Source organism: Pedobacter lithocola (assembly GCF_042650845.1).
GTDB classification, from domain to species: Bacteria; Bacteroidota; Bacteroidia; order Sphingobacteriales; family Sphingobacteriaceae; genus Pedobacter; species Pedobacter lithocola.
On sequence record NZ_JBHSBW010000016.1, the window covers coordinates 328,087 to 353,740 of the forward strand.

Annotated in this window: 23 protein-coding genes; 4 read left to right on the forward strand and 19 right to left on the reverse strand. The window is 36.3% G+C overall.

Features of this window, described 5'->3' with window-relative positions; genetic code table 11:
- Nucleotides 1-10 precede the first annotated feature (10 nt).
- From ACFOWA_RS19540 to ACFOWA_RS19590, 11 genes are all read right to left on the reverse strand, one after another.
- Entirely contained in the window at nucleotides 11-1,207 is a 1,197-nt protein-coding gene (locus tag ACFOWA_RS19540) for a hypothetical protein (RefSeq protein WP_378988561.1), read from the reverse strand.
- Between the two features lie 10 nt (nucleotides 1,208-1,217).
- Nucleotides 1,218-3,335 carry a TonB-dependent receptor domain-containing protein gene (locus ACFOWA_RS19545; protein ID WP_378988563.1) on the reverse strand — a complete coding sequence of 706 codons (2,118 nt, stop codon included), beginning with the start codon at nucleotides 3,333-3,335 and terminating at the stop codon, nucleotides 1,218-1,220.
- A gap of 99 nt (nucleotides 3,336-3,434) precedes the next feature.
- On the reverse strand, nucleotides 3,435-3,821 hold the full coding sequence (locus ACFOWA_RS19550) for a hypothetical protein (RefSeq protein ID WP_378988565.1): 387 nt from the start codon (nucleotides 3,819-3,821) through the stop codon (nucleotides 3,435-3,437).
- Nucleotides 3,822-3,873: 52 nt separating this feature from the next.
- On the reverse strand, nucleotides 3,874-5,295 hold the full coding sequence (locus tag ACFOWA_RS19555; protein WP_378988567.1) for a DUF3526 domain-containing protein: 1,422 nt from the start codon (nucleotides 5,293-5,295) through the stop codon (nucleotides 3,874-3,876).
- Nucleotides 5,296-5,297: 2 nt separating this feature from the next.
- Nucleotides 5,298-6,728, reverse strand: a complete 1,431-nt coding sequence (locus ACFOWA_RS19560; RefSeq protein WP_378988569.1) for a DUF3526 domain-containing protein — start codon at nucleotides 6,726-6,728, stop codon at nucleotides 5,298-5,300.
- Nucleotides 6,728-9,109 (reverse strand): TonB-dependent siderophore receptor, encoded by a 2,382-nt coding sequence (locus tag ACFOWA_RS19565; RefSeq protein ID WP_378988571.1) that lies wholly within the window; start codon nucleotides 9,107-9,109, stop codon nucleotides 6,728-6,730. The genes ACFOWA_RS19560 and ACFOWA_RS19565 overlap by 1 nt, the downstream gene beginning before the upstream one ends.
- Nucleotides 9,110-9,136: 27 nt before the next feature.
- The gene (locus tag ACFOWA_RS19570; RefSeq protein WP_378988573.1) at nucleotides 9,137-9,832 is read right to left on the reverse strand and encodes an ABC transporter ATP-binding protein; all 696 of its coding nucleotides are present in this window, start codon (nucleotides 9,830-9,832) and stop codon (nucleotides 9,137-9,139) included.
- A 22-nt stretch (nucleotides 9,833-9,854) separates the two neighbouring features.
- Complete coding sequence (locus tag ACFOWA_RS19575) at nucleotides 9,855-11,294, reverse strand: DUF3526 domain-containing protein (RefSeq protein ID WP_378988575.1); 1,440 nt, start codon at nucleotides 11,292-11,294, stop codon at nucleotides 9,855-9,857.
- A 1-nt stretch (nucleotide 11,295) separates the two neighbouring features.
- Entirely contained in the window at nucleotides 11,296-12,702 is a 1,407-nt protein-coding gene (locus ACFOWA_RS19580) for an ABC transporter permease subunit (RefSeq protein ID WP_378988577.1), read from the reverse strand.
- 3 nt (nucleotides 12,703-12,705) lie between these two features.
- Nucleotides 12,706-15,054, reverse strand: a complete 2,349-nt coding sequence (locus ACFOWA_RS19585; RefSeq protein ID WP_378988579.1) for a TonB-dependent siderophore receptor — start codon at nucleotides 15,052-15,054, stop codon at nucleotides 12,706-12,708.
- Nucleotides 15,055-15,570: 516 nt separating this feature from the next.
- Nucleotides 15,571-15,948, reverse strand: a complete 378-nt coding sequence (locus ACFOWA_RS19590) for a Fur family transcriptional regulator (protein WP_378988581.1) — start codon at nucleotides 15,946-15,948, stop codon at nucleotides 15,571-15,573.
- A gap of 108 nt (nucleotides 15,949-16,056) precedes the next feature.
- Here ACFOWA_RS19590 and ACFOWA_RS19595 point away from each other — a divergent pair, with 108 nt between their 5' ends.
- The 4 genes from ACFOWA_RS19595 (at nucleotide 16,057) to ACFOWA_RS19610 (ending at nucleotide 20,392) form a co-directional block, all read left to right on the forward strand.
- Nucleotides 16,057-17,061 carry an NAD(P)/FAD-dependent oxidoreductase gene (locus ACFOWA_RS19595; protein ID WP_378988583.1) on the forward strand — a complete coding sequence of 335 codons (1,005 nt, stop codon included), beginning with the start codon at nucleotides 16,057-16,059 and terminating at the stop codon, nucleotides 17,059-17,061.
- A 397-nt stretch (nucleotides 17,062-17,458) separates the two neighbouring features.
- Complete coding sequence (locus ACFOWA_RS19600) at nucleotides 17,459-17,923, forward strand: JAB domain-containing protein (RefSeq protein WP_378988585.1); 465 nt, start codon at nucleotides 17,459-17,461, stop codon at nucleotides 17,921-17,923.
- Nucleotides 17,924-18,509: 586 nt separating this feature from the next.
- On the forward strand, nucleotides 18,510-19,091 hold the full coding sequence (locus tag ACFOWA_RS19605) for a hypothetical protein (protein WP_378988587.1): 582 nt from the start codon (nucleotides 18,510-18,512) through the stop codon (nucleotides 19,089-19,091).
- Between the two features lie 245 nt (nucleotides 19,092-19,336).
- Complete coding sequence (locus ACFOWA_RS19610) at nucleotides 19,337-20,392, forward strand: DUF932 domain-containing protein (RefSeq protein WP_378988589.1); 1,056 nt, start codon at nucleotides 19,337-19,339, stop codon at nucleotides 20,390-20,392.
- A gap of 103 nt (nucleotides 20,393-20,495) precedes the next feature.
- Here ACFOWA_RS19610 and acpS read toward each other — a convergent pair whose 3' ends face one another.
- The 8 genes from acpS to ACFOWA_RS19650 are packed head-to-tail and all read right to left on the reverse strand — an operon-like array spanning nucleotide 20,496 to nucleotide 25,625.
- Nucleotides 20,496-20,876 (reverse strand): holo-ACP synthase, encoded by a 381-nt coding sequence (gene acpS / locus ACFOWA_RS19615; RefSeq protein ID WP_378988591.1) that lies wholly within the window; start codon nucleotides 20,874-20,876, stop codon nucleotides 20,496-20,498.
- A gap of 11 nt (nucleotides 20,877-20,887) precedes the next feature.
- Nucleotides 20,888-21,478: a hypothetical protein gene (locus tag ACFOWA_RS19620; RefSeq protein WP_378988593.1), complete on the reverse strand. Its 591-nt coding sequence runs from the start codon at nucleotides 21,476-21,478 to the stop codon at nucleotides 20,888-20,890.
- Nucleotides 21,456-22,301 (reverse strand): dCTP deaminase domain-containing protein, encoded by an 846-nt coding sequence (locus tag ACFOWA_RS19625; protein WP_378988595.1) that lies wholly within the window; start codon nucleotides 22,299-22,301, stop codon nucleotides 21,456-21,458. The genes ACFOWA_RS19620 and ACFOWA_RS19625 overlap by 23 nt, the downstream gene beginning before the upstream one ends.
- A gap of 17 nt (nucleotides 22,302-22,318) precedes the next feature.
- The gene (locus ACFOWA_RS19630; RefSeq protein WP_378988597.1) at nucleotides 22,319-23,389 is read right to left on the reverse strand and encodes a nucleotide kinase domain-containing protein; all 1,071 of its coding nucleotides are present in this window, start codon (nucleotides 23,387-23,389) and stop codon (nucleotides 22,319-22,321) included.
- Nucleotides 23,390-23,410: 21 nt separating this feature from the next.
- Complete coding sequence (locus tag ACFOWA_RS19635; protein WP_378988599.1) at nucleotides 23,411-24,169, reverse strand: hypothetical protein; 759 nt, start codon at nucleotides 24,167-24,169, stop codon at nucleotides 23,411-23,413.
- Complete coding sequence (locus ACFOWA_RS19640; protein WP_378988601.1) at nucleotides 24,162-25,016, reverse strand: ImmA/IrrE family metallo-endopeptidase; 855 nt, start codon at nucleotides 25,014-25,016, stop codon at nucleotides 24,162-24,164. The genes ACFOWA_RS19635 and ACFOWA_RS19640 overlap by 8 nt, the downstream gene beginning before the upstream one ends.
- A gap of 3 nt (nucleotides 25,017-25,019) precedes the next feature.
- Nucleotides 25,020-25,340, reverse strand: coding sequence for a helix-turn-helix domain-containing protein (locus ACFOWA_RS19645; protein WP_378988603.1), 321 nt, complete (start codon nucleotides 25,338-25,340; stop codon nucleotides 25,020-25,022).
- Nucleotides 25,341-25,625 (reverse strand): hypothetical protein, encoded by a 285-nt coding sequence (locus ACFOWA_RS19650; protein WP_378988605.1) that lies wholly within the window; start codon nucleotides 25,623-25,625, stop codon nucleotides 25,341-25,343. It abuts the gene before it with no gap.
- Nucleotides 25,626-25,654: the final 29 nt, after the last annotated feature.

The window sequence follows — 25,654 nt, forward strand, 5'->3', positions numbered from 1 at the left end:
TGTTGAAAAATTAATCGAGTTTCGCAAAACCATTACAAGCTCCGGCACTTAAAGTAAATTCTTTGCTTACTGTACCGTTGCTTATTAAATATGAATAAATGTTGTTGCTGTTCCCAGCAGCTACATTAAAATAAATTTTCTCATTGTTCCATTTTGTCATGAACGCCGCATTACCAAAAAACTTAGGTAGCGAAGACGAGATGTTTCCTGAGGATGTTTTGGTAGTTAAATTAATTTTATGGTATTCTGCTGTAGCAAGCGGGTCGTAATTTGCATCACTATCAAAAGGATATGAAGTCGGGCTGTAGGCAAGCGTAAAGGTCAAGCCATTTGGAAAATTAAATAATCCCAAACAAGGTTTTCCTGTTGCTGTATTTAAGTTAAAAAAGTAGGTAGGATCAAATTCCGTTTCATTATTCTTGATTCTTAATACGCCACTTGGTTTTCCGTTATTGGCATAACCCATTGCGTAAATGTCCCCACTACTATCCTTTATCATAAAATTGGGACTAAATGATGCCTCAGATCCGCCATTCCACATTTGGCTACTGCGGTCATCAGAAATAAGTTTAAACAATTTTCCAGTTGTAAGATCTACAATGGCGATAAATACTTTGTCTTCTAGACTAGCAAAGTTCTTCTGGTAGTTTACCCCAAAATATAAGTAGTTACCACGATGAATAAAACCTTGGTAATAAACTTCTGTGGTGCCAGGCTTTTGTATGCTACTTAAATCTATGGTTTGCAAAATCTGCATGGTGGTGGGATTGAACTTGATCAGTTTTGGTACAGCACCATAGCTATTGGCACTGGCATATGCTTCGGTTTCGCTGATAAAATCAACTCCGCCAAAGGTTCTAAATCCTGCAACGGCAAAAGAACCTTTTTCTACAGGCTTGCCATCTGCGCCAAACTCAAATTTTCTCAGTGTTGCAGGCGCTAAAAAAGTTGTTTGGTAGACGAATTTCCCATATTTAAACATCATTCCGCTACTTTCAGACTCAAGCGCAGTTGAGGTTCCTATGTTTCCCGTAGGAAATTGATTAGCACCAAAAAGGTATGTTTTCTGGCTTGGGTAAACACCTCCCGTAACACTTAATGCATAGTTTGCTATTGACGTATTTTCTGGCTCCTTTTCTTTTTTACATGCCTGTATGAATAAAAGTGTTGCCGAAATGGCGATTAAAAGGTAATTTTTAGTTTTCATATTTGTTTTTTCATGATTTAAAAATGTAAAATCTCGTTTTAAAACTCAGCGACCTTCCTGGTAGTTGAACCTTGAAGTTGTCGTAGGTTTTCTCGTTTGTTAAATTGTAGGATTCTAAAGTGAATGTGAGTTTATTATTAATAGTGTAGGATAATCCTGTGTTATGAAGCAATTGTGTAGGGATTCGGTTCTTAAGCTCCTTTGCTCCATCTATTTCCCATGATAAAAAATATTGATGCGTGTAATTACTGTTTAACCAGACCTGTAATTGATCAGCCTTGCGTAGAAAGTTATTTCGCTTAAAAGAAATCCCGCCATTAACCATTAAATAGGGAATGTTAGGTAAACGGGCATTCAGATAACGATCGCTGTTAAAGCCCAGGTCGGTTAATTCAGATCTGTTTCTTAGATCTTGGTAGGTAGCATTGGCATTGAAGTCTAAAAAACTAAATGGGTGATAATTAAAGGCAGTTTCTATACCAATTATTCGAGCTTCTAAGATATTGCGGTAGACCGCAGAATTTGGCGAGGTTTGAAGGTAAATCAGGTCATCGGCATTTTTATAAAACCCAGTAAGTTCTATGCTCGCAATTTTATGCTGATAAAGTAAGTTCAAATTTAGATTATCGCTAACTTCTGGCTTAATATTCGGATAAGGCTTAATCTGCATCAAGTTTCCAAATGCTTCTTCTACATCTGGCAAACGGGAGGCATGCTCAAATGAGGTTTTAATCAACAGTTGTGGATTAAGCGAATAGGCAAAAGCTACATTATAAGCACCTTTATTGATATGATTTACAGACTTAAATTGTTTATCTCCATCTTGCGTATAGCCTTCCATAGCTGCATAGAAGTGTTTAACTGACGTGCTAAATTTTAATTTCTGATTAAAGAACGAACGCTCATACCCTATTCCAGCAATATTTTTTGCCATTGCAGATGGGGTAGCAAAATAATCAACACCGTTGTAATAATTTTGCGCTACCGTATCCTTACCAGTTCTATAATAATATTGTAACGTATTGCTAAAAGTTAACTTCTGATCTTTTGCAATCCAGTAAGTGCTTATCAGTTTATGGTTTAAGATATCGGTGTAAATATTAAGTTGGTTTCTTGAACCCGAAAGCTCACCTCCGCTAAACTTTCGGTCTACTATTTCCCCATCCCAGGTGTAGATGTTTTTTGTAGTATCTGTAAATAACCCCTTAACCCTATTGTAAGAAAAGTAGCTACTTAGATTAATGTTTTTAATAAGGTTTAACTTTTGATATTTTAAAATGCCATTGATTAAATTTTCTCGATAAGTTGCTTTCCCAAAGGGTTGCGCCATGGTTAAATTGTGCTGTAATTCTTTATTTAAGCCACTTGCAGAAATGGTAAGAGATAATTCGTCCGCCCATTTTTTATCAACAAATCCTGCCTCTCCCTTCACTACAAAATTTTCATAGCCATCATGAAACCTTTCTACATCTTTGGTAATTAGATTGCCAAAACTATTGGGTACCTGGGCCGTGACGGTATAGTTGTTTTTTGTAGTGCCCGCAACCGCTTGCATGCCTGCGTAAAAATTGCCTTTCCAATATTTTTTCCCTAATAAATTTAATTTATGGGTATTAAAAGAGCTTACAGCATAAGATAAATCTAAATAGTCTCGCTTCTCCTTCCTGGTCACAATGTTGATTGCACCGCCCAAGGCATCAGCTCCCAATTCAATTGGTAAAACACCTTTAAAAATTTCAATTCTATCAATCTGTTCAACTGGTAGGTTATTTAAGCTTTGCGTTTCTCCCATATTATCTAACGGAAGTCCATCTAAAAAGAACTTTAATTGCTTACCCGTACTTCCATTTATAAAAAAATCTACCCTAGAGCCGTATCCGCCGTCTTGTTTAATCTTTATGCCAGAAGACTGTTTTAGAAGCTGTATTGGCGTAGTATTGCTATTGTAAAATGGTTTCACATCTATAATGGAAATATTCACAGGCTGCTCTTTAATCAGTTGCAGAAAATTACTTTTAACATTAACCTCTTTCAAGTTTTGTAAAGTATCAAGCTTGCTTTTGCTGATGTTCTGGGCACAGCAAAGCAGAGAAAATAGACATAATAGTAAGGTAACTGTGCATTTCATATGGAAAGACAATTTTTAAAAATGAGAAATTGAATAAGACAGCATGTTATATCCCACTCGTTAAAATGACAGGAAATGGGAAACCCTAGAATGGGGTAATTAATTTATTAAATGACGAACTAGCGATGGAGGGCCCTTGTTGGTAAACCGATTTGCCAGTATCTTAAACACATTGCTTAAATATGTGCTACGACTTATGCTTATTAACTTATTGAAGGCAATGATCTCAATTATCCTAAAATTTAGCATAAAAGAATCTTGTTGGATAGAAAGAAATTTACAAATAGCACAACCACCTAAATGTTGATGTAATACTTTTGCACTGGGATTTTTCTTAATAGCTAATTGTATTTCATTTTCAGATGATGCAATATGACCATGCCTACCTTCTATACAAGGAATAGAGCCGAAAATTAAAAGCAACAGGTAAACCAGTCCCTTTATTGTGGATTTGCTTAAACTGGTTTTAAAATTATTAGCTATCATTTTAAATTAGGGAAATTCTATTTTATTAATTTTTTCTCAATGTACCTTATAATCACCTTGAGTTTAATTGCCTGTTTCCGACCCTTAAACCCATAGTAGTGAAAGTAATTATGGCAGTGAGTAGATGAATAAGATTCTTAATCACAAGAGTTCTATCAATATATTTTAGTTGATATTCAAACTTTGGAAAGTGCTTAAATTCATTTACCCAAAACGGCTTTTTACCAAGCATAAACTGATAAATATAATATCTACGGAGCTGCTGATATTGCTTTACTGCATCTGTATAATGGATATAAGCATTGAGATCAGACCTAGTTAATTCATTTAAGCTACTTAAGGTTGAAAATACTGGATTAATGATGTTAAATGAAAGCATCTTTTTATAGTTTGACAATTTTATGTTGTCGTTCGCAATTCCGATATGATCATTAAACTGCTGCCCAAATTCTACAAAAGCAGCATACTTAAAAGAAGGAGTATCTGTTATAGGATATTTATTAAAATCAGCATTAAATTTGGTTTTCTTTAAGGAGTCAATTAATATGGAAGACGGTATCTCCCAAACTTTCATATCGTTGTCACGAGCTTCTTCAAAGGCTGTTTTTTCAATAGATGAACTACTAGATTCTACATGTCTGTTCAATGCTGTAGGTATAATGTACAGGATAGTGATCCAGCAACCAGCAAGAAAAATAGCATTTGATTTGCCTGATTGATTGAGAGATACTACAAGGAATATCAGAGCAAACCAAAATAGCAGATAAACAAAGGTAGTAAGCAACCAAAAAGCGATTTCTGTGGGGTAATTAAATGGATTTGATAGTGCAGTAAAAAAAATAAGGTTTAATACCGCCACTAATGTGAAGAGCACTCCAAATCTAAATGCAAGTTTAATGCCTGTAAAATGGATAGGTTTCCGAGCGTAAGTTTTTAAAAGCAGTAGTGTTCCTGACTCTTTTTCATCAGATTGTATATTGTAATTCCATCCAATAACCAATAATGGCAATAAAAAAATCAAAAGGTAAGCCAGATCAAGGTTACCAACCATTAGTTTTTGAGGATTAAAAATTTCTTCCGCAGTTGTATTATACACATTGTTCCAAAGTGAAACCTGGTGATAAAAACTTTGGTTATCAAGTTGCCCGATGGAAAGTGCTGCATATGGATGCGTCGGCATACTTACCGTATTTTTTAATTCCTGATCTATTCGCATAGCATTTGAAACTAAGCGAAACGTACTTTTACCGGGTTTGGTTAAAGTATCTATTTTATCATACTTTACAAGTAAGGTCTTGTAGCGTGCAACTTGAGCGGTATCAATATTATAAAGGATGCTTTCTCGGTTGTGAATCATGTTATTACCTTTGAAAACCGCATAAAATGCCAAGAGGCAATAAACTGAAAAACCTATTTTGAGTAGGTAACCTCTTTTGATAGCAATCCACTCGTATTTGAATATTGTTGGTATCATGGCTAACTTAAATTAATTGTTTTAGAAGAAAGTGATAAGAGGTATAGACTAAGAACCAGCCAGATCAACATTGCATAGATTTCATAAGCACTATTTTTTAACAGGCTGTTAATTGATGGATACTTAAATTGATAATCTGAAATTCCTTTCCAGTAATCTGATTTCACCTTCCACTCGAAATCTCCATTTTTTGCTCCACCATACGCAAATTCATCATTTAGTTTTTTGATTAGGAACCTGCGGTACATTTCTGCGCTTTGCTTAAACTGAAAATATGATGCAGGGTCCGTTATGGAGATTGACATAGATAGATTTCTTAGGGCAAGAAATGGATTGATCAGCGACAATTTAGAGCTCACACTATTCTGTGCATCCATTTTTTGCTTGAGTGCAGCAAAATGCTTGTCAAAAACCAAATTGTGATAATTTTCATCTTCTTGCATTAATATTCCATCGGCATTTACCGTAAGTTGAGAAGCACTATGCACTTTATATTTTTTTAAGATATTTGCCATTACTTCTTCCGTTCTTTTATTTCTTGGATCGTGGCCATTTAACCCATTTTTAGTGTCTTCAATTATTGCCGCCTGAAATTCGGATCTTGAAGGAAGCGGGTAAAGTTGCTCACCAATATCTGCAGCAAGCCGGGGAATTAGAATGCTAAACACAAACCAAATGGAGATAGAACAAATTAAAGTAATATTTAAATTAGAGCTTCTGGCGGATAATAGCGTGGTTATTGAGATCAGGAAAAAATAATATGCACCATAACTTGTAAACAGCAATAGTACCCTGAATGAAAAATTTGGAATTTCATTAGAGAATCCACTTAACTGCCCGAAGAGAAAAAAAACAAAAAAGGAGCCTAATAAGAACGTTAGGGCTATCATAAGTAGTCCTAAAACTTTCCCTCTTATTAGACTTGATGTTTTAATCCCCTGTGCCAACATCATTTTTAATGTACCCCTGTTTTTTTCACCAGCAATAGTTTCATGAGTTATAAAAATTAATAATAGAGGCAAAATTAGCTGCAGCATAAGGGCGAATGACAATGAACCATAGCGTCCAAGAGCAGAAAACTGCTGACTTTCTAAAAACCGCCCATCATTCTGTTTATGGGCCTCAAGGCGTATTGAACTTCCTGTATAGCGCTCAATACCAGCATCAAAAACAGAAAAAAAAGAAAGGGGCTTGTAAACATAGTGTCCGTAATGAGCCGCGTTATGAGGATTTACTTCACCTTGTCCCAGAAATTTATTTCTCATTAACTGATTGGCTTTCGTTCTTTCACTTAGTTGGGACTGGTAAGCTTTGGCAGCCCCATATACAGCAAACAGACTTAGTCCGGCAATGAGTATAATTGAAATCAAAAAAGAACGCTCTCTGCGGTTTCTTTTAATTTCAGCGAAAGCTATTTTTAGGGTAGTACTCATTACTTATTTTTTTTAGGTACACTTATATTGTAAGATAGCGACACCAAAAAGTTACGGGGAGTACCTGGAAAATAAGTTCTTGGAAAATAGCTGCTCTGAGCATACCTACGCTTAGCTAGGTTATTGCCATTTAAACTAAGTCTCAAATTCTGAAATTTGTAGCCTACCATTGCATCGAACACATAGTAATCTGGGAGTTCTAGGACAATAGCACTTATCTGCTTGGCACCTATATAGCGTGAACTGGTATACCTTGCCGCTCCTCCAATTTCCAGCCCTTTAAATATAGGATCACTAAATGAATAAGCTGACCATATGCTCCATATACGATTCGGAGAATTGTCGAATATTTGACCTATTTCTAAAGGCACATTGCTTTTTGTAATCCTGGTTCTGTTGTAACTAAAGTTTCCAGTAATTTCCCAGCCCTTTACAGCCCATCCAGAAAGTGTAAATTCCATGCCTTTGCCTGAAACCTGGCCAATTGCTCTTCTCCTTCTTCCTGCTGGGTCGTCAAGGTCTCTTGTAAGCACGTTATTTTTATGAATATCATAGAAAGCAACAGTAGGTATCAGCCTGCTCCCAAAAAACTCTGCCTTTGCACCAACTTCAAATTGTCTACTTGTTTCTGGATCAAAAGGTCCACCAAGGGCTGGAGAAGTGGTAGATTGTGGAATGAAACCAGTGTTATAATCTCCATAAAATGAAATATTGCTGATAGGTTGAAAAATAAGTCCAAATCTTGGGATTACGGCAGTCACATTTTTAGGTTTATCCAGCATGTCTTCAAACTTTACTGCATCGTAACTTATTCCATTAATCCTATTCTGAAAATAGTAATTATTAAACCTTAAACCAGCAACTGCCTTTACCTTCTCAGTAAGAGATATTTGGTCTTGAAAGTAAAGTCCAGTAGTTCTTACCGTCACTTTTTCAGCAATAGATGAGTAAGTTAGTATGGACGAGGGAAGTCTTTCGGAAGGACTATAATCTGGATTTATCACATTCAGCGGCTTCGCTACAAAAGAAAGTAGTCCATCTGGATAGTTACTATTTTCTCCTTTCAAATCAAAACCTAAGGTAATCTTGTTTTTAAACCAACCCTGCCCAAATTCCCCATTAAAAAAAAGGTTTAGAGAACGGGTAATTTCTTCTACATTATTTTGTGTTTTAACTCTCGCTACATTAAATGTGGTTGCATTTACAAAACCACTTGCGCTATAACTGATAATTTCTGATTGCGTATTTGAATATGCAGCAATTACATTTGCAGAGATTCGGTTTGTTAACTGCCTTTTGATATGTGATTGCAGTTGGTAAGAGTTGCCATCAAATTTTGAGTCATTCCCAGAAATATTGGTGTTAATTGGTAAAGAGAATAAGTTGTCACGATAGAAGGGCACATCCATTGGTATAACATTACCAGCCCTGTCACGATTATATGTCCCATAAAACTGAATGTTGGTTTTTGGATCAATCTCCCACTTTAAGCTTCCGTAAAGGAGTTGATTTTCATTTTTAAATCGTTCAATGAACCTGCCACCATCTTCCATACCAAAACTAAACACACCATAAACTGTCTGTTTTTTGTTTAGTGAGCCAGTTAAATCAGCCTGAGCCCTAAAAAGATCAAAACTCCCAGTGCTCAAGCCTGCACCAGCTGTTAAATCTTTTTTTGGTTGTTTGGTTACAAAATTTACATTTCCACCCAACTGACCTTCTCCAAACAGAATAGCAGTAGGGCCTCTTAAAACCTCCACACGCTCAATATTTGAGAGTGAGGGAAGAATTCCCTGAGGGTAAACCGTTCCATTGGCTCCATTGGTCTTGAAATTTTGAGATGGCGTTACAAAGCCCCTAAAATTAAACAGTCCATAGCCTGATGAATAATTTACGCCTGCCACATTTTTTAAAGCTTCATCAAAACGATATATTTTTTGTTTCTCTATCAGTTCTCTACTCACAAATTGTACCGACTGTGGAAGATCTAGTAACCTGCTTTCTATTCTTGTGGTCGCACTAGTGTTATTAGGGCTGGTTTTATTTGCACTGATAACAACTTCCTGCAACAGATTTTTCGGCCTATTAAGCTGTAATTCCAATGAGATGACGCCCGAAGATGGAATAGTTATGTTTTGTTTTTCTGCAGTAAATCCTACACCAGAAACTTCTATCGAGACAACACCTGGTGCAAGATTAACGAATTTGAAGTTGCCCAGATTATCAGTAGAAGTTTGAAAGCTCCTTTCTTTTATCTGGACTGTAATACCTGCAATTGGTAAATTATTTTCATCTGTTATTTTACCAGTAAGTTGAGTAGTTTTCTGTGCAAATGATAGTGTACTGCACAATAATAAATAAATAAGTAATAAATTTTTCATGATAATTTTTAGAATTTTAAAGTTTGCTTATATGGTTTCCAAATACAGTTTTTGAAGATCTGTAGCCATCAAATTTGATGTTGGCATTTGGTGTACCAGTTCACCACGTCTCATAATGCCGATGGTTGTTCCAACCTCAACCGCATTAAAAATATCGTGGGTAGCCATTAGGATAGCTTTGCCTTCCTTGCCTAAATTTTTAACCAGTTCTGTAAACTCGGCCGTTGCTTTTGGATCAAGGCCAGAAGTGGGTTCATCCATTAACAATACATCTGCATTTTTAGCCAAGGCAATCGCAATACCTACTTTTTGTCGCATGCCCTTAGAGTGCCCGCCCATTCGTTTTTCAAAAGCATCTTTTTGAAGTCCAACTTTTTCTAAAAATCCTTCTAGTTGTTGAGTTGTGTATTTAAATCCCGCTAGGCGACTAAAAAAATCGAGATTTTCTATACTAGATAGGTTTGGGTAAAGCATCACTACTTCTGGAATGTAAGCTAAATGTTTTCTTGCAGCTTCGCTATCGTTCTCAACGGCAATCCCATTTACCAAAGCCTGCCCGGTTGTTGGTGTGGTAAACCCAAGAAAAAGGTTGATTGTAGTGGTTTTACCAGCCCCATTTTGCCCTAGAAGGCAAAATACTTCACCTTTTTGTATGGTTAGGTTTAGGTTGTTTAATGCAGTTTGATTGTTGTAGTTTTTTGTAAGATTTATTGCCTGTAACATGATTTTTGATTTATGTTGAAATTTAATTGTAGTTATTGATAGACTTTCTTTTACCAGCCCAAGCTGCCAGTAATAGGAATAGAATGAATCCGATCCAAAGGCTTATGCTTCCCTTTAGAATTTCGGAAATAGTTGACAGCTTGCTTTTAGCAAATTTTGGAAGACTTGTTAATTCTTCTTTAGTGAAATTGGCTCCTATTAGTTGTTTGCTATACAGATGATGTTTCCATTTTTTCTGGAAATTGCTGATCTGATTTTCAAATTCTTTGTAATCATTTCTTCCACTTTGTGCTATACCATTATATAAGTATTGCATGGTAATGCTGGGATTAAATTTTGCTAGAAATTGTGCAGACAAGTTTCTTTTTTCTAGCTCGCTATTTATACCGTGGGCGTACCTCGAAACCTTCCTTTCCAATAGATCGTAATATCCTACGATAAATCTTTCGCCACTTCTGGTACTATCTTTTTCCAAATTGATAGATGAGTTATATTGTGGATTACTTTTATTGAATGAATCTGCAAGTATTACAGGCTTGGTACTCCAAACTTCCTCACTTGCGTGTCTTGCAAATGACGCAAGATTTGCCCTTAAAGGAATTGGTTTGGTAAGCGATAGGTAGGAATTGCTTACAGAGGGCAGCAAGATTAAGAAAAAGAGCCAGGCACCAACTAATTTTAGTGCTGTAATTATGGAATTGTTCCTTAGCTGTACAAAAAAATAGCAGATTGCAAACCAAAAAGCGATATAAAGCACAGTGACATAGCTCCAAAGCGCTGCATCTGATAGTGTTACGCCACCAATGCTTCCAGAAACGATAAAGCCTATCGTACTTAGTGCCATAACAATAATTATTACAATAACTCCTCTAAAAAGAAGCTTATAGACCATTATTTTTAAGATGCTCGCCGATTGAATACTAAGCAGGGCATAGGTTCCCTGTTCCTTTTCCTCCGCATAACTGTTATAGCATAGCGTAATGATGAGTAGCGGTAAAAGATAGATCAGCACAAAGGAAAGATCGAAATTTCCAGCAAACAATATCGTTGGGTTACTGAGCTCTACGTTCTCATTATCCAAAAAATTTACGCTCGATTTTACCTTCTGGTAATACGGGTTTACATCACGCTGACCGATGGCCAGTACAGCCAGTCCACTAGGCTCATTAATGGCAATTGGAGCAATCCTGAAATTGATCATTTGTGGCATTCCAGCATTTGCTGCCTGTGCCTTCGTTTCTGGTGTTAAGGTATCGGTAAATTTTTTAATTGCCAGTGCATAATCCTTATTGTACTGTTGGTTTAAGGTGTCTATAACTGTTTTTTGGTGTCGGATCACATTACTGCCAGAATGAATGGCGTAGAATCCAATTACCAGAAAAAGAGCGAGTGCCAATAGTTGCGTGTATTGCCTTTTTAGCTGTATCCATTCGAAATGGAATATGGTTTTAAATAAGTTCATATCAGTTAAGGGCTATTTTTTTTGAAATCGGATTGATGGATAGGATAGCAATTCCAAGCCAGAATACTAATGCGTAAAGTGAATACTGATAGTTTGAAATCGCCCATGTTACATTCGGTTGGCTATAGTTGAAATCTTTCATGGTTTTAAAAAATTCTGGACCAACTTCGTAATCATATTGGAGGTAGTTTTTATCCCCGTATGCCATTTTAATGTTCAGCTTGCGAATAAACTCATCTCTATAAATTTGTGCTTTTTTATGAAAATGAATATGGTGTTCATAATCCGTTCCGGCCAGAGCCATAGAAAGTTGTTGCATAGATAGAAAAGGATCTAAAAAACTAAAAAACTGTGCTATGTTCTGTTGTTTATTGATATTCTCTTCTACCTGATCATTAATGGTCTGATATACTTTCGATAGGTAATCTTCACCGTTCTGCATACTTAATCCGTCGAAATTCACCGGTAATTGGTTTACGCTATCTACCTTATATTTCAACAAGGTTTTTTTGAGGTATTCTTTATAGCGTTCCATCCTGTCTTTGTCGCCTTTTAGTCCCTTCGAATTTGCAAATTCTATCATTTTATTGAATTCACCCCGAGATGGGAGCGGATAAAGCCGCGAAGAAATTCCTGCAACAAGTTTGGGTGCCATAATGAAACACACCACCCATATCCCCAAACTCGAAATCAATGCGTTCTTTGAATTTTTGCTAAGTGCAGATACGGCAACGAAAACACAGGTAAGGATGAGGAAATAGATAAGGTAACCTAAGTTGAAGAACAACATTCTAAAAATCATACCTGGCTCCCTTAGAACTGTTGCCACCAACATCGTAATAATTACCGGGAGTATGATGCCAACCACAAGAATGTAATTGCCCATAATTTTGCCCCATAACAATGTAGAGGATTTCAGTCCCTGCGCAAATAATAATTTGATGGTTTGGTTTTCTCTTTCTGCAGATATAGACCTAAAACATAAGAATATGATCAACATAGGAAGAAAAAGCTGAAAAAGGTTTGCAATGGTCAATTCCCCGAAACGCATTTCAGTGTCTGAATCCTGTGCTGCCGCATAATTCATTTCAGCCTGGTTATGTGCCTCTACACGGTAGGAGTTTCCCGTATAATTATTCAGCCCTGTATCAAAAAGACTGATGAAGGTAAATGGCTTGAACAGGTATGTGCCAAAATGGGCGGCTGAATGCGGATTTGCTTTTTGTTCTACCCACTCGTGCCTGAACATTTCCTTGGCCTGCTTTCGCTGCTCGTTTCCAGTTGTATAGTTTTTCCATCCGCAGAAAACCGCAACACCTGCCAGTAAATAGAATATTGTAGCTAAAAGTATTGCAGTTGTGTTACGTAAAGCTGATTTAATTTCGTTTTTTGCAATCGTTCTGATCATGGCTTATTGTTTTTTAAAGCTGTATGCCAGTGTAAAAAGAAAGTTTCTAGGTATACCAGGCACATAAACATTGTAACTTCCACTCTGAGCATAACTTTTATCGAACATATTGTTGATGTTAAACTGTAGTTTGTAATTACTAACCTGATAGCTTGCCATGGCATCAACAACTTTATAACTAGGTAGTTTAAGCACATCTGCATCAACTTTTCTTACGTTAAGGTATCTTGTGCTGATATATCTCGGCCCAGCGCCAATTTGTAGCCCTTTCATGGCTCCATCATGTATTTGATAGCTTGACCAGAGATTGGCAATGTGTTTTGGAGAATTACTGAAAACCTGCCCAATTTCTGCTGGCCTGTTGCTCTTTCTGACCTTTGTGCTATTGTTGGCATAATTTGCGGTGATAAAGAAAGCTTTGGTTACATTTCCACCGAGGCTCAGTTCTATTCCCTGACTTCGAACCTGTCCAATTGCTCTTTGCAACAAAGTGTTAATTGGATCCAAGGCATTGGTCAATACATTCGATTTGTTTAATCTATATGCAGCAATTCCAGCCGTTAATTTATTTTCAAAGAAATTGCCCTTGTAGCCCAACTCATAATTATTGCTGGTTTCTGGAGGAAATGGTCCACCATATATTTTCGCATTGTTATATTGCGGAGAAAAACCTTCATTATAGTCAACATAAAATGTGCTATGCTTAAATGGCTGGTAAACCAGGCCAAACCTTGGGATAAATGCAGAAGTTACCTGCGGATATTCGTTATAGGTATCAAAGCTTACTCCATCATACGTAATGCTGGGTACTTCGTATCTCGAATAATAGTTATTGTACCTTACTCCAACCAATCCCTTTAATTTACTGGTAATTTCAAATTGGTTTTGGAGGTATGCCCCAAAAATATTATAGGTAAATGTTTCTTTATCGGATAGGTAGAATAGCGTTTGGCCAGCGGTACTGAAATTGCCATAGTCTGGATTGTTCAGGAAAATGGAGTTGGCAGAATACTGCATAAATCCATCTGGATAATTGTTCCTTTTGAAGTCTGTATTTACACCAAAAGAAAAAATATTTTTTATGCCCGCAACACTTATTTTTCCATTTAAATAAGGATTAATTGATAATGATGGGGAACTGATGTACTGTTTTGTGAAATAACGAGGCAGTTCTTTAGTGGTCGGATTATAGAACCCCAATGCCCCGTATTCATTTCTTTTAGAATTACTTTCTGCCAAATTTGTCAATAGGTGCGAGCTCCAATTTGGGTTAAATGTATGGTGAACCTCTAATTGTGCTTGATATGAACTTCCTTTGTAATAGGCATCATCACCAGAATAATTAAAGTCTATCGGCAGGGCAAATAAATCTGTTTTTACGATTGGTATGGATGGCGTGTAATTTCGGGTCTGGACATCATTTAGATAAGTCCCGTTTAACTGGATATATGTTTTTAGGGATAGATCATATCTGACAGCTCCGTAAAGCTGAAGGTTTCTTTTTTTGAAACGATCCAAATAAGCCCCACCGTCCTGATACCCGACACTAGCTACCGCATACAGTGTCTTGCTATTATTAAAGCTGCCCGAAATATCGGCCATGCCACGGTATAGATTTAAGTTCCCGGCAGATAGGCTGGTGTTAACTGAAGCGAATTTTTTTGGCTGCTTGGTGATCAGGTTAATGTTTCCGCCCAATGCGCCCTGTCCGTAAAGTATTGCCGTTGGACCATGGATCACTTCGATAGATTCTACATTGGATAACATGGGAGATACACCTTCTGCAAATGGACTTCCCTTCATTCCATTGAACATTATTTCCTGCAAACCAGTCTCAAAGCCTCGGTAATTGAAATTACCGTATGGGGAAGAATTATTTACACCAGCAACATTTTTCAGGGCATCTTCAATGAATAAGAGTTGCTGATCATTTATCTGTTGCGTCCCTACAATCTGCACGCTTTGGGGTAAATCTTTGAGGGGCGTATTGGTGCGTGTTAGAGATGGTGTTTGATCTTTCTTTTTACTGATTTCTACCAGTTCAAGCTGGGTATCCAATGTGGTAATCTCCAGATTGACGCTTGTTGTTTTGCTAGTTGTAATTTTAACGGTTGCCTTACTGGTTACAAAATTTACGCCACTTGCTTTTAGGCTATATGTTCCCGCTTCTATTGAATTAAAGCTAAAATCACCCTTTTCATCCGTAATGGTAGTCTTATTGATTTTTTCTAGGGTAATGTTGATATTGGATACTGGCATACCTCCGTTTTGGGTAATCTTGCCTTTAAGATTGCCTTGTCCATAACAATAGATACCTACAAAAAGGCATAAAATGGTAAATATAAATTTCATTTAATCGTGTTTGTTCCCATAGGAGCTTTGCCTTTGGGAGGTTATTAAGAAATAATCGAATTTTTTGGCAATAGATGCCAATTGAATGATTAAATGAAGGAAGGTGGGCCTTTATTGTCGGTCAATACTTGATAGGTATTGTTCCAGAATGCTTTATAGATAAAGCTATTTGTAGTGATTTCTTGGGAAGAAGCTTCAGGAATAGTTAGTGCTTTGTACTCCGTGAAATTGTTTTGCTTACTAAGTACAAATTCACAAATATCGCATTTTTGAGTAATTGAAGAAGCTTTCTCAGCATTGCTTAGCGTATAGGAACTGCTATGGTGATGATGGTATTGGAAAAACTGGAATCCAATAAACAGCAATAATATGCAAAGCGCAAATGATTGCCTGATCAGCTTATTGAATATGGAGCGGTTCTTATTCACAACTGCATCAAAGTTGCATTAAATTTTATTACAATCCTAATCCATTTAAAGTAGTTATCATTTCATACTAAATTGTGACAATAGATAATCAAGAACAATCCTTACAGATACCAACCAGCAAACAGTTCATTTGGTGAACAAAATATTTGTCTGGAACTGAGAATTCAACAAGTGTTGGAAGGCATTCAATAGTTTCACAATTTGTACAGCGAAAATGAAAATGATTGCTAGGTATATCTGTTTCATTGCATTTTACACAGATAGCAAAATATTGTTTCCCATCGTCGGCCACAATTCTATGGACAATCTCATCTTCACAGAAACGATTTAATATCCTGTAAACAGTTGCCCTGTCAGCATTAACATCAATTTGCTTCACGATAGCATCTTGACTCATTGCTCTTTTTTTGGTTAACAGCACTGACAAAACAGCCTCCTGTGTTGCCGTATTCCTTCGCTTTATCATCTGGCAAAATTAATCAAAAATATTAATGCGACAAAGCTGCAATAATTTATTGCGACAATATCGCATTAATAAAAAATATATGTATATTTGCAGAGGAAATAGGAAGAAATGAATTCAAGGAGACAATTTATTCAAAAAAGTAGCTTGGCGCTTACAGCATTGGCTTTGCCATTTCCATTAACAGGATTTTCAAAATATCATACAATGACGGACAGTAAAGATTTCGATGTAATCATCATAGGTGGAAGTTACGCAGGGCTTTCGGCTGCAATGGCTTTGGCAAGAGCTTTAAGAAATGTATTGATTATTGACAATGGTAAACCCTGCAATATTCAAACACCACAATCGCATAATTTCATTACCCAAGACGGAAAGGCTCCAAAAGAAATATTAACACTTGCCAAAAAGCAAGTTGAAAAATATGGAACTGTAAAGTTTTACGACGGCTTGGCAATGGTTGGAATAAAAACCGAAAGCGGTTTTGAGGTAGCAACGCAAATGAAAGACAAATTCACCGCAAGAAAATTGATATTTGCAACAGGCGTAAAGGATATTATGCCTAATATAAAAGGCTTTTCAGAATGTTGGGGGATTTCAGTTATTCATTGCCCATATTGCCACGGTTATGAATACAAAAATGACAAAACAGGAATTCTTGCAGATGGTGACATGGCATTTGAAATTGCAAAATTGATCCATAACTGGACCAAGTATTTAACGGTTTTTACCAATGGAATCTCTACACTAACAGAAGAACAAACGATCAAACTTAAAAAGCGGAACATCAAAATTATAACCACAGAAATCGATCATTTTGAGCAAAAAAATGGACTTATTGAACGTGTAGTTTTTAATGATGACACCTCAATAGAAATAATGGCTTTATACGCAAGGCCAAAATTTGAACATTCCTGCGAAATACCCAAACAATTGGGCTGCGAATTTACAGAACAAAATTATTTAAAAATTGATGCTTTTCAGAAAACAACCTTACCGGGAATATTTGCCTGTGGAGACAATAGCAGTATGATGCGTGCTGTATCCTATGCAGTTGCAATGGGTGGAATTGCAGGTGGAATGACAAATAGAGAAATAATTGAGGAAAGTTTTTAAATCAAAAAAGATATACCTACCAATAGACGGTCACATCAAACAATAAGGTAAAAGGTAATCAAATTGCCGATAAAGATTTTGCTGTTTTAATATTACACCTTTCTTAATGTTGATAAAAATTTCTGGCAAAGCTTTTCAGGGCCTATGACCAAAAGAGTGATGAGATCTCTTTTTATCTACAATCAAATGCATCCAACCTTTTTGAGTAGCAAATTTCTGAACAATTGATTTTCCGAAAAGACCAAGCCCTACGGGTTGGCTGAAAAAATCTTCCCTGCTCGCTGCGCTCACGAGGTTTTTTTTCGCAAAGTCTTGTCTTTCAAATCAATTGTATCAAGGTGAGGGGGCTTAACAAAAAGCCAGGAGGCGTTAGCCGACTGACCTAAATATTTAAGCCATGAAACAGAACGAATTTCCATTATCAGCGGTTGCAGAAATCAAGTTAAGTTACCACCCACATTTTAAAGCCAATGAGCGACCAAAAATTTCAGAACCTAAACAGTGCTATAAAATCTTTATGGACAACTGGGATTTGGGATTGATCGAAATACAGGAGCAATTTAAAATCATGTTGCTAAATCGTGCCAATCGGGTTATCGGTATTTCCGAAATCTCAAAAGGTGGGATTGATGGGGCGGTTGTTGATGCAAGGCTGATTTTTGCGATTGCGTTAAAAGCTGGAGCCTGCTCTATTGTCCTTGTGCATAATCACCCAAGTGGAAATCTGACCCCTTCCAAACATGATTTGAATTTGACTAAAAGGATTTGCGAATGTGGCAAGTTGTTGCAGATTGATATTCATGATCACCTAATCATTAGCGTAGATGGTTATTTGTCGATGGCAAAGGAAGGTTTGATGTAACATTAGATAAGTCTTAAAACAAAGCAATTGAGCTCTTAATCCTCTTGAATATGGGTATAGTCTGTTATTTTTTTTCGCTCAAGAGCGGGGTAAGTGCCTGATGAGTGATTAAAAATTTCTGTAAACTAATTGTTAGGGCTTTTTGAATACCTCTCAACTACACCAAACCATTAATTATAAAATATTACCTATCAATAATTCCAATAAAGGTTTTGGATCAAAATTTTCAAACTGATTTCTAACACATCCAACCTTTTTGAGTAGCAAATTTCTGAACAATTGATTTTTCGAAAAGACCAGGCCCTACGGGTTTGCTGAAAAAATCTTCCCTGCTCGCTGCGCTCACGAGGTTTTTTTTCGCAAAGTCTTGTCTTTCAAATCAATTGTATCAAGGTGAGGGGGCTTAACAAAAAGCCAGGAGGCGTTAGCCGACTGACCTAAATATTTAAGCCATGATACGATTAAAAGACAGAAGCCCGCCAAGAAAAAGAAGCAGTTCGAACAAATCGACTGCACGACTAAAAAAAGCAATGCCGATAGGGCAGATTATCAAAATTATTATTCCACAGTTTAAAAAAAAGAAATTATGAAAACGTTAGATTTAAAAAGAAAAGCAGACAACAACGGTGCTAACGGCACAACAGCAGTTCAAACGCCACAGGCTAAAAATGGAGCTATGCCAAATAGCACAGCATTTGAAGATAAAAAAGACGATGCAAAAAAAGTAGATATTCTACCCATCGTAAAAGGTAAAGTTGCGGAAGCATCTAGCCAACAAGCCGAGCCGATTAAAACCGAAGTTAAAACAGAAGAGGTAAAACAAGAACCTAAAGCGGAACATCAAACGCCAGTTCAATCTGCAAAACCAGCATTAAATTTAGAGGAAACATTAAAGGTGTTGGAAATTTTGCACAAACGTAAAGTTCACCGTGATAACCTTTTAAACATTATCGGCACATTGGACGAATTTAAGGTTTTGGTACAGGATGAAAACGAGGATATTGAAGTTACACAATTTCCGAATTGTAAGTTAACTATCGAAGATGATAACCGAAATACTTTCAGTACCAAAAATCCTGCAATCATTAAAGCAGTAGCGGATTTTGTGAACAATTTATGTTCAACCAAATTAGCTGAAATCGAAGCAAATTTAGTTATCCCTGCATAAAATTCTTTAGCCCTTTGCCAAATGGCAAGGGGCATTTTTTAAACTTATATCTAAGAAAATGAAAAAGTATCACACCCTTTATTTAATGGTTAGGGTAGTTGCGGAAACCGAACTAACCACGATATCCGATACAGTCCACGAGGTGGAAACGCATTCAAGATTTATTTTGCCCAATACCCCCAAAGTAAAAATACTTGAGACTGAAATTCTATTAACCCGAATAAGAAACATTAGCAATATCAATCATGGCACACAATCTTAATTACAATGAAGCCACACAGAAACATAGTTTTTTTAGCGTGAAGGAAAAAGCATGGCACACCTTAGGACAGGTCATACAGGATTATCCGACAAGTGCGGAAGCAATAAAACATGCTGGGCTAGATTATACCGTAGAAAAAAGAGGTTTAATTACATTTTCCGAATATATCGACTCAGATGGATTGCCAAATAGTATCCCCGATGTAGATGTAGAAAATTTTTATGCCAATGTTAGAACTGATAATAACCAAGTTTTGGGGGTAGTTGGTAAAGATTACCACATTGTACAGAACATAGATGCATTTTCTTTTTTTGATTCCATTGTTGGCGGAAAGGAAGGGATTTTATACGAAACCGCAGGGGCTTTGGGTAAGGGCGAAAAGATATTCATAACGGCAAAGTTGCCCGAGTATATCCGTGTTGGAAAAAACGATTTGATAGAGCAGTATTTATTTTTGACTACTTCGCATAATGGTTACGGAAGCATAACGGCAGCATTTACGCCCGTTCGCATTGTTTGCCAAAATACTTTAAATGCTGCAATGAGCCACAAAAGCAACTGCATTAAAATTCGTCATACCTCCAGCGCAACCGATAGGTTAAAACAAGCGCATCAACTACTAGGAATTACCAACTTATTGGCGCAAGAAATGGAGCAACTTTTTAACCAATGGGCGAAAGTGCGGATTACAGATGCAGAGGTTAAAAAATTGGTGCAGATGGCAATGGCTCCAAACAAGGAAACTTTGCAAAGCCTACAAAGTAACCGACTAGATGAACTATCCAGTATCTACACAAATACGGTAAGTGCGGTTTTGGATTATGCATTTTCGCACCACTCGCAACAGGAAGCCACCACAAAAGGCACTTTGTACGGAGCATATAATGCGGTTAACGGATATTTTCAAAACGTGCGAAATTATAAGGATGATGAAAGCAAATTTAAAAGTATCATGTACGGCACGGCATTACAGCGAAACCAAACCGCATTCGATTTGTGCCAAAGCTTCGCTATTAGTGGCGTAAATGTGTTTAATTAAAGGCTAGAGCAATATTTTAAAGCGTCTGTAGTAATATGGGCGTTTTTTTTTTGGCGCTTTAAGTGCCTGATAAGTGTTAATGTATGCTAAATATAATATAACATTAGACCTTTTCTCCAATTACAAATGCCAAAGAATAATCCTGTGAATGGGTTATACTTATATGCCAGTGATTAATACCTAGTTGATCAGCTATTTCTTTCGGTTGACCAATTAATTCAACTTCAATTTTTCCCGACTTATGTTTTAACACAGATATATCTTTGAGAGAGATTCCATCTTGCATTCCTGTTCCCAGACATTTTAATATGGCCTCTTTTGCACTGAACCTGCCTGCTACAAAATCATCAGAAGGGTTAGAATTATAAATTTCGAGCTCAATATCTGACAAAATTCGATTTTGAAGATTGCCATTTGAATTCCAATTTAACAGCTTTGAATTTAGTGTGTGCTGTACTATATCTGTTCCTATGCTTACAATCATGAAATTATTTCCTAATTAGCTTGGATTTGATATATAACCTTCTGCATTGATAAATCGAAATGTACAACTCCGCCGTTATTAGATATTAAATGTCTAAAAATTCTGTAGGCTGTTAAAATAGCCTTTTCCCAATCTTGGGAAGTACGAACCTTCACTTCAAAATTTTCTGTCATTTCTTTAATTATTCTTAAAGTCGTTTTCGAAACTTTTGCAGAATCAAGAAAGTAGTTTTTACGTTTGGCTTCATTAAAAATGATCATTGATAGTGCTTCTTCAGTAATTGTCGCTCTAGCGCCATCTTCATTTTCATCTGTAACAGGATCGCTTTTCCTCTTCCTTTTCATCATAGCACGAGTACAAGGAGACCAGCCAAGTATTGTTGCAAAAGAATAATGGAATATATCATGATAACGATAATAATCACTTACAGAAGAATTATCATTTATGATATCACCAAGTTGATTAGTTTCGTTAATTGTCACACGGACTTCACCCTTTTTGCCAGTTTTGACTTCCTCAAATGCAACAGAGAAAGCTCGAGGAATTTGTTCACTCGGACTGTAATTCTCATCAAAATACTTATTTTGCTTTCTTTGTTCCATTTCGTTCTGCTAAGATACTATCTATTTTGTAAACTACAACACTGTCTGGCAATGTTTTAAGTACTTCAGATTGTATTTCATTAATAAATTTTTCTGATTTTTTCCCTTGTTCAAATCCCCGATCAAACGCAGACCAGTCCCATATCAATTTCAAGCAGATGGCAAAAACAATACCAATTAATATTTTAAGTAGCCAGTCATTTCTATCTGTTTTTTCCTCCAATCGAATAAATTTCTCATTAACTTGATTCTCACCTTCTTTGATTTTGTCTACAATGGCTTTCGGTGAAGTCAACTCTCCTCTTTTAAGTGATTCGATATATTTGGGGTTAATGTGATCCATTTTTTTGAAATGGACATTATTATTATTGTAAGCCTCCTCTTCGGTCAATTCCTCATTTAAATCTGCGAACCAAATTGGGAAGTATGGTTCATCTAAATTTAAAACTATACAAGATGGTCCGGCATTGTAAACGGAGAATAGTAAATTATCGTGATAACCTGGGTCAACATGGAAACCAGATACATTTACAAGTCCTTTAAGTTTTTCACTTGCCTTTATAGAGATGAATGCAATTTTATCATTTGGAATGTTTACAGTTTCCTTTGTAAGCAATAACGCAAACTGTCCTGGATTTATATCAACTTGTCTATTTTCAGGAGAAAGATATTCAACTTTTCCATCCTTAGAATCCGTTAAATAAACTTCACCACCTAGTGACAATTCATATGCACCGTTTTTGACCCTTTTTGAATTAAAAGGGGTTATAATATTTTTCTTTTGTTGAAGTGCATTAAGCTGTTTAACACCTAGAAAGCTCATGATATTTCATTTTAAATTTACTGATCTGTCTTATTATTTTTAGGGATATTTTTATTAATATCCCATTTGGGAGGAAACCAATACTCTATTGGGGAATGGTTGCTTTTAAAAATCTGTTTAATTTTGACTCGATCGCTTGAGCCTTTGATATCGGGATGGCGAACTCTCGAGTACTTATCAACTTCGCAGAAAAGATTTTGACAGTCTATCAACTGTAGCTTTCGACCCCATAAATCATTAAAGGTTAAGCCTAAGCGTTCAAATTCTTTTTCTTGCCTATCGGTCATTAACTTTATGATTTCAACATTATTCAATCCTCCAGTATTCGTAAAACATTTACTAATACCACCTTTTGCTCCCGGTCCAGGTACTACAAAAGAAGATTCTGAAAAATTGGTAAGAGTGGAATAATTAATATCTACCGTGAACTGATAAGCCAAAAAGTCACCTAACCCATGAAAAGTCTTGATAATCTCAAATGCCTGCTGCATAGATTTTGCCTCAATCAATTTGTCTGCTGTTTTATTTTCTAAGATATGTTCGATTAACTTGAGATGATTTGAGTGCTTACTTTTCAAACCGAAAAATGCCCCACCTGAAGGCATAATGTAAGCTGCCGAATAGATGCGTTCGCCAATTGACATAGCTTCGGATAAAATCTTATCATATTTTCGAAAGTCGTAATCCTTGTAGGTTAGTAAACCAAATTCAGACATTAGGAGCTCCCATGTTTCTATTTTGTTGAATAATTTAAATAATAAAATACGAAACAAAATTTCATTTGGAGCATTTGAATACCCCTCTTTATAGATAACTTCCTTAATCAAATATTGACTTGTGCGGTCTGCAGCACGGTAAGCATTGGTAAATTTAAATTTATTGATAATCTCATCTTCTGACCAAGGTCCAGCCAGTTGTTGAAACCTCTTAAAGAATGCTTCTTGTCTAAGTACTGCAAATTTCCAATATGTGTCAAAAACTTCAGTTGTTTTTGCTGGCGCTAAAGAAACATGTATTTGCATCCTATTTTTTTTGGGCGGTTGCTTTATTGGTAGAACTGGGTCGCTATTTGAAATTATTTTACTCATGATCACAAAGATAAGCGTTCATTAACTTATGATCTCCATACTTTCAAACAGTTTTTTTGCTTCTGTTTTAGTTATGCCGTCTAACTTCTCAACTCCAATGAAGCAATTCAATCTTTCAAACTCAAGCCCAGTTTCTCTCGCAACAAACTCTCCAAGTTTAATCAATCCATGCCAGTTACCATATGCCCGACGATAAAAGTACTGTACAGCATAGAAACTATTCATAATCAATCCTCCCTTTTCGGATTTATAAAAAGTTACATGTTGCAGGCATGGGAACCCTTGGAATGGTTGATTTGTATGATCTACCGTTGCATCAAATATTGAAGCTTGAAGTTTCGAACGACGTAACGGGGTGTCATTTACTATGGAGTGTATAATATTCTCTAGTTGATTAAGCGGCTGCCCACCCTTATTATAAGCTATTAGTCGGTAAAAATATGTTCCATTCCTATTGGCAGTTTTAATTCTTCTTATCCATCGAAAGTTTGTTTGATATTCTTGATATAATCGCTTTCTATCATACTTACACATTTTGTAAAGCGAATGAGGGAAGATAGTTTCAGATACGGTTTGAACGGTATCTAATTTACTTTTAATCAAATGATCATCTAGGAAATCACGTATATGTTCAGATTCACTAAAATCTGTTAATGACAATATCAGTGGAGTTATTTCATTACCTTTTTCATTGGCTAGAAGTCCTAGGACTTTCATGTAAGCGCCTGACAGATTTGTGTTTTCGATTATTGTTGGTGACATGTTTTTTTCTTTAATCATTTTCTAAATGTCTATACTCAGCTAGACCGACATAGCCTAACTTTTGAATTCTGGTAAAAAAACCGAAATCTCGTTCATGGGAAAATACGCGTACTATCCCTGGTTTATTTGCGCAGAATATATTACCATAATTAGTCTGATCAATCAAACTAAGATGGTCGCCATCTACATTACAGTCGGGAGGTAAAAACAGATAATTTCCAACTTCAAGATCTACGGGACCCACTTTCGATTTGCCATCAAATATTTTGAAATGAGTATTCTGTTCTCCGTTTGGATAAAGCTTTTTTAAAATTTTTGAAGGTGTAAACTTTAATAAGTTTATCATTTGCAAATCTTTGATCAATCCATTTACCTTACAATGTGAAATTAATGTTCTATATCCAACGCCGAAAAGCGAAGAGATTTTGTAAAAATCCAATACGTTTGCCGTATCAGGGTGAATATTTCGACGATTAAATTCAGCAGAAATTCCACCTATAGGCATTAATAGCGCTCCCGAAAATGTATCAACTAAACGTTCTTCGGTATTATAACTTGCCTGTTCCACACCTGTAGAGCTGAGGGCATCCATTTTACTTCCATGCCCAAATAAATGATGCCCTAATTCATGTCCACAAGTGAAATTACGTCGAGGAAGGGGCCTTAAATTCGAAATGAAAATAGTTGGATGTTTTTTATTTTCATCTATAAAATACATTCCTTCCATGTTAACGTCAACAAATCTTACTGTGACCTCCAATTTATCACATAGATCATAAATGTCGACAGACTGGAAACTTTTCAATGAGAATCTGAGCCTTAAATGCTCTGCTTGTTTTGTTGCGGCAATGTAGGTTGGATTCATAATTTATTTTGGTAGGATTTTTAATAAATCAAATACCTTTTGAACGTCGTCAGAACTAAGTTTACTTAACTCTCTTGCCGCAAATCTTCGTCTTTCCTCTGTTTGATCTTCATCATCTTCCTCGCCAAGAAGCCATGATGTGCCTACCTTATAAAGATTTGCAAAGATTACAATTTCCTCGGCGCTTACTTTACGGTTTCCCGCCTCAATTTCGGAAATCGCAGGTCTTTGAAGACTTAATTTCTCAGCAGCCTGGGCCTGAGAAAGCCCAGCTAACGTTCTAGCATCTTTTAAACGCGCCGCAATTTTTTCTCTATCTGACATTTATTTTTTTCTTTTAATTACCTTTAATAGTTTTTGAGTTGCTTCTCTTACGGAAAGTTGTTGTAGGGTTATTTTATCATGGAAGATGTAACAATTATCAGGAATTTTAACATCTAATATTGATTCCAGTTTGGCCATAACACTTACTAGTATATGACTACTTATGCCTGCGCTTCCAGGTCGAGAATTGATTTCCACATTCATGTCAATTCCAAGATCATCAGCTATTTCTTGGATAGTGTCCACCATAGTTTTTTCAACCGCTTCAATTGTTAATGTTTCCATAATAGTGTATTATAATACCACAAATGTAG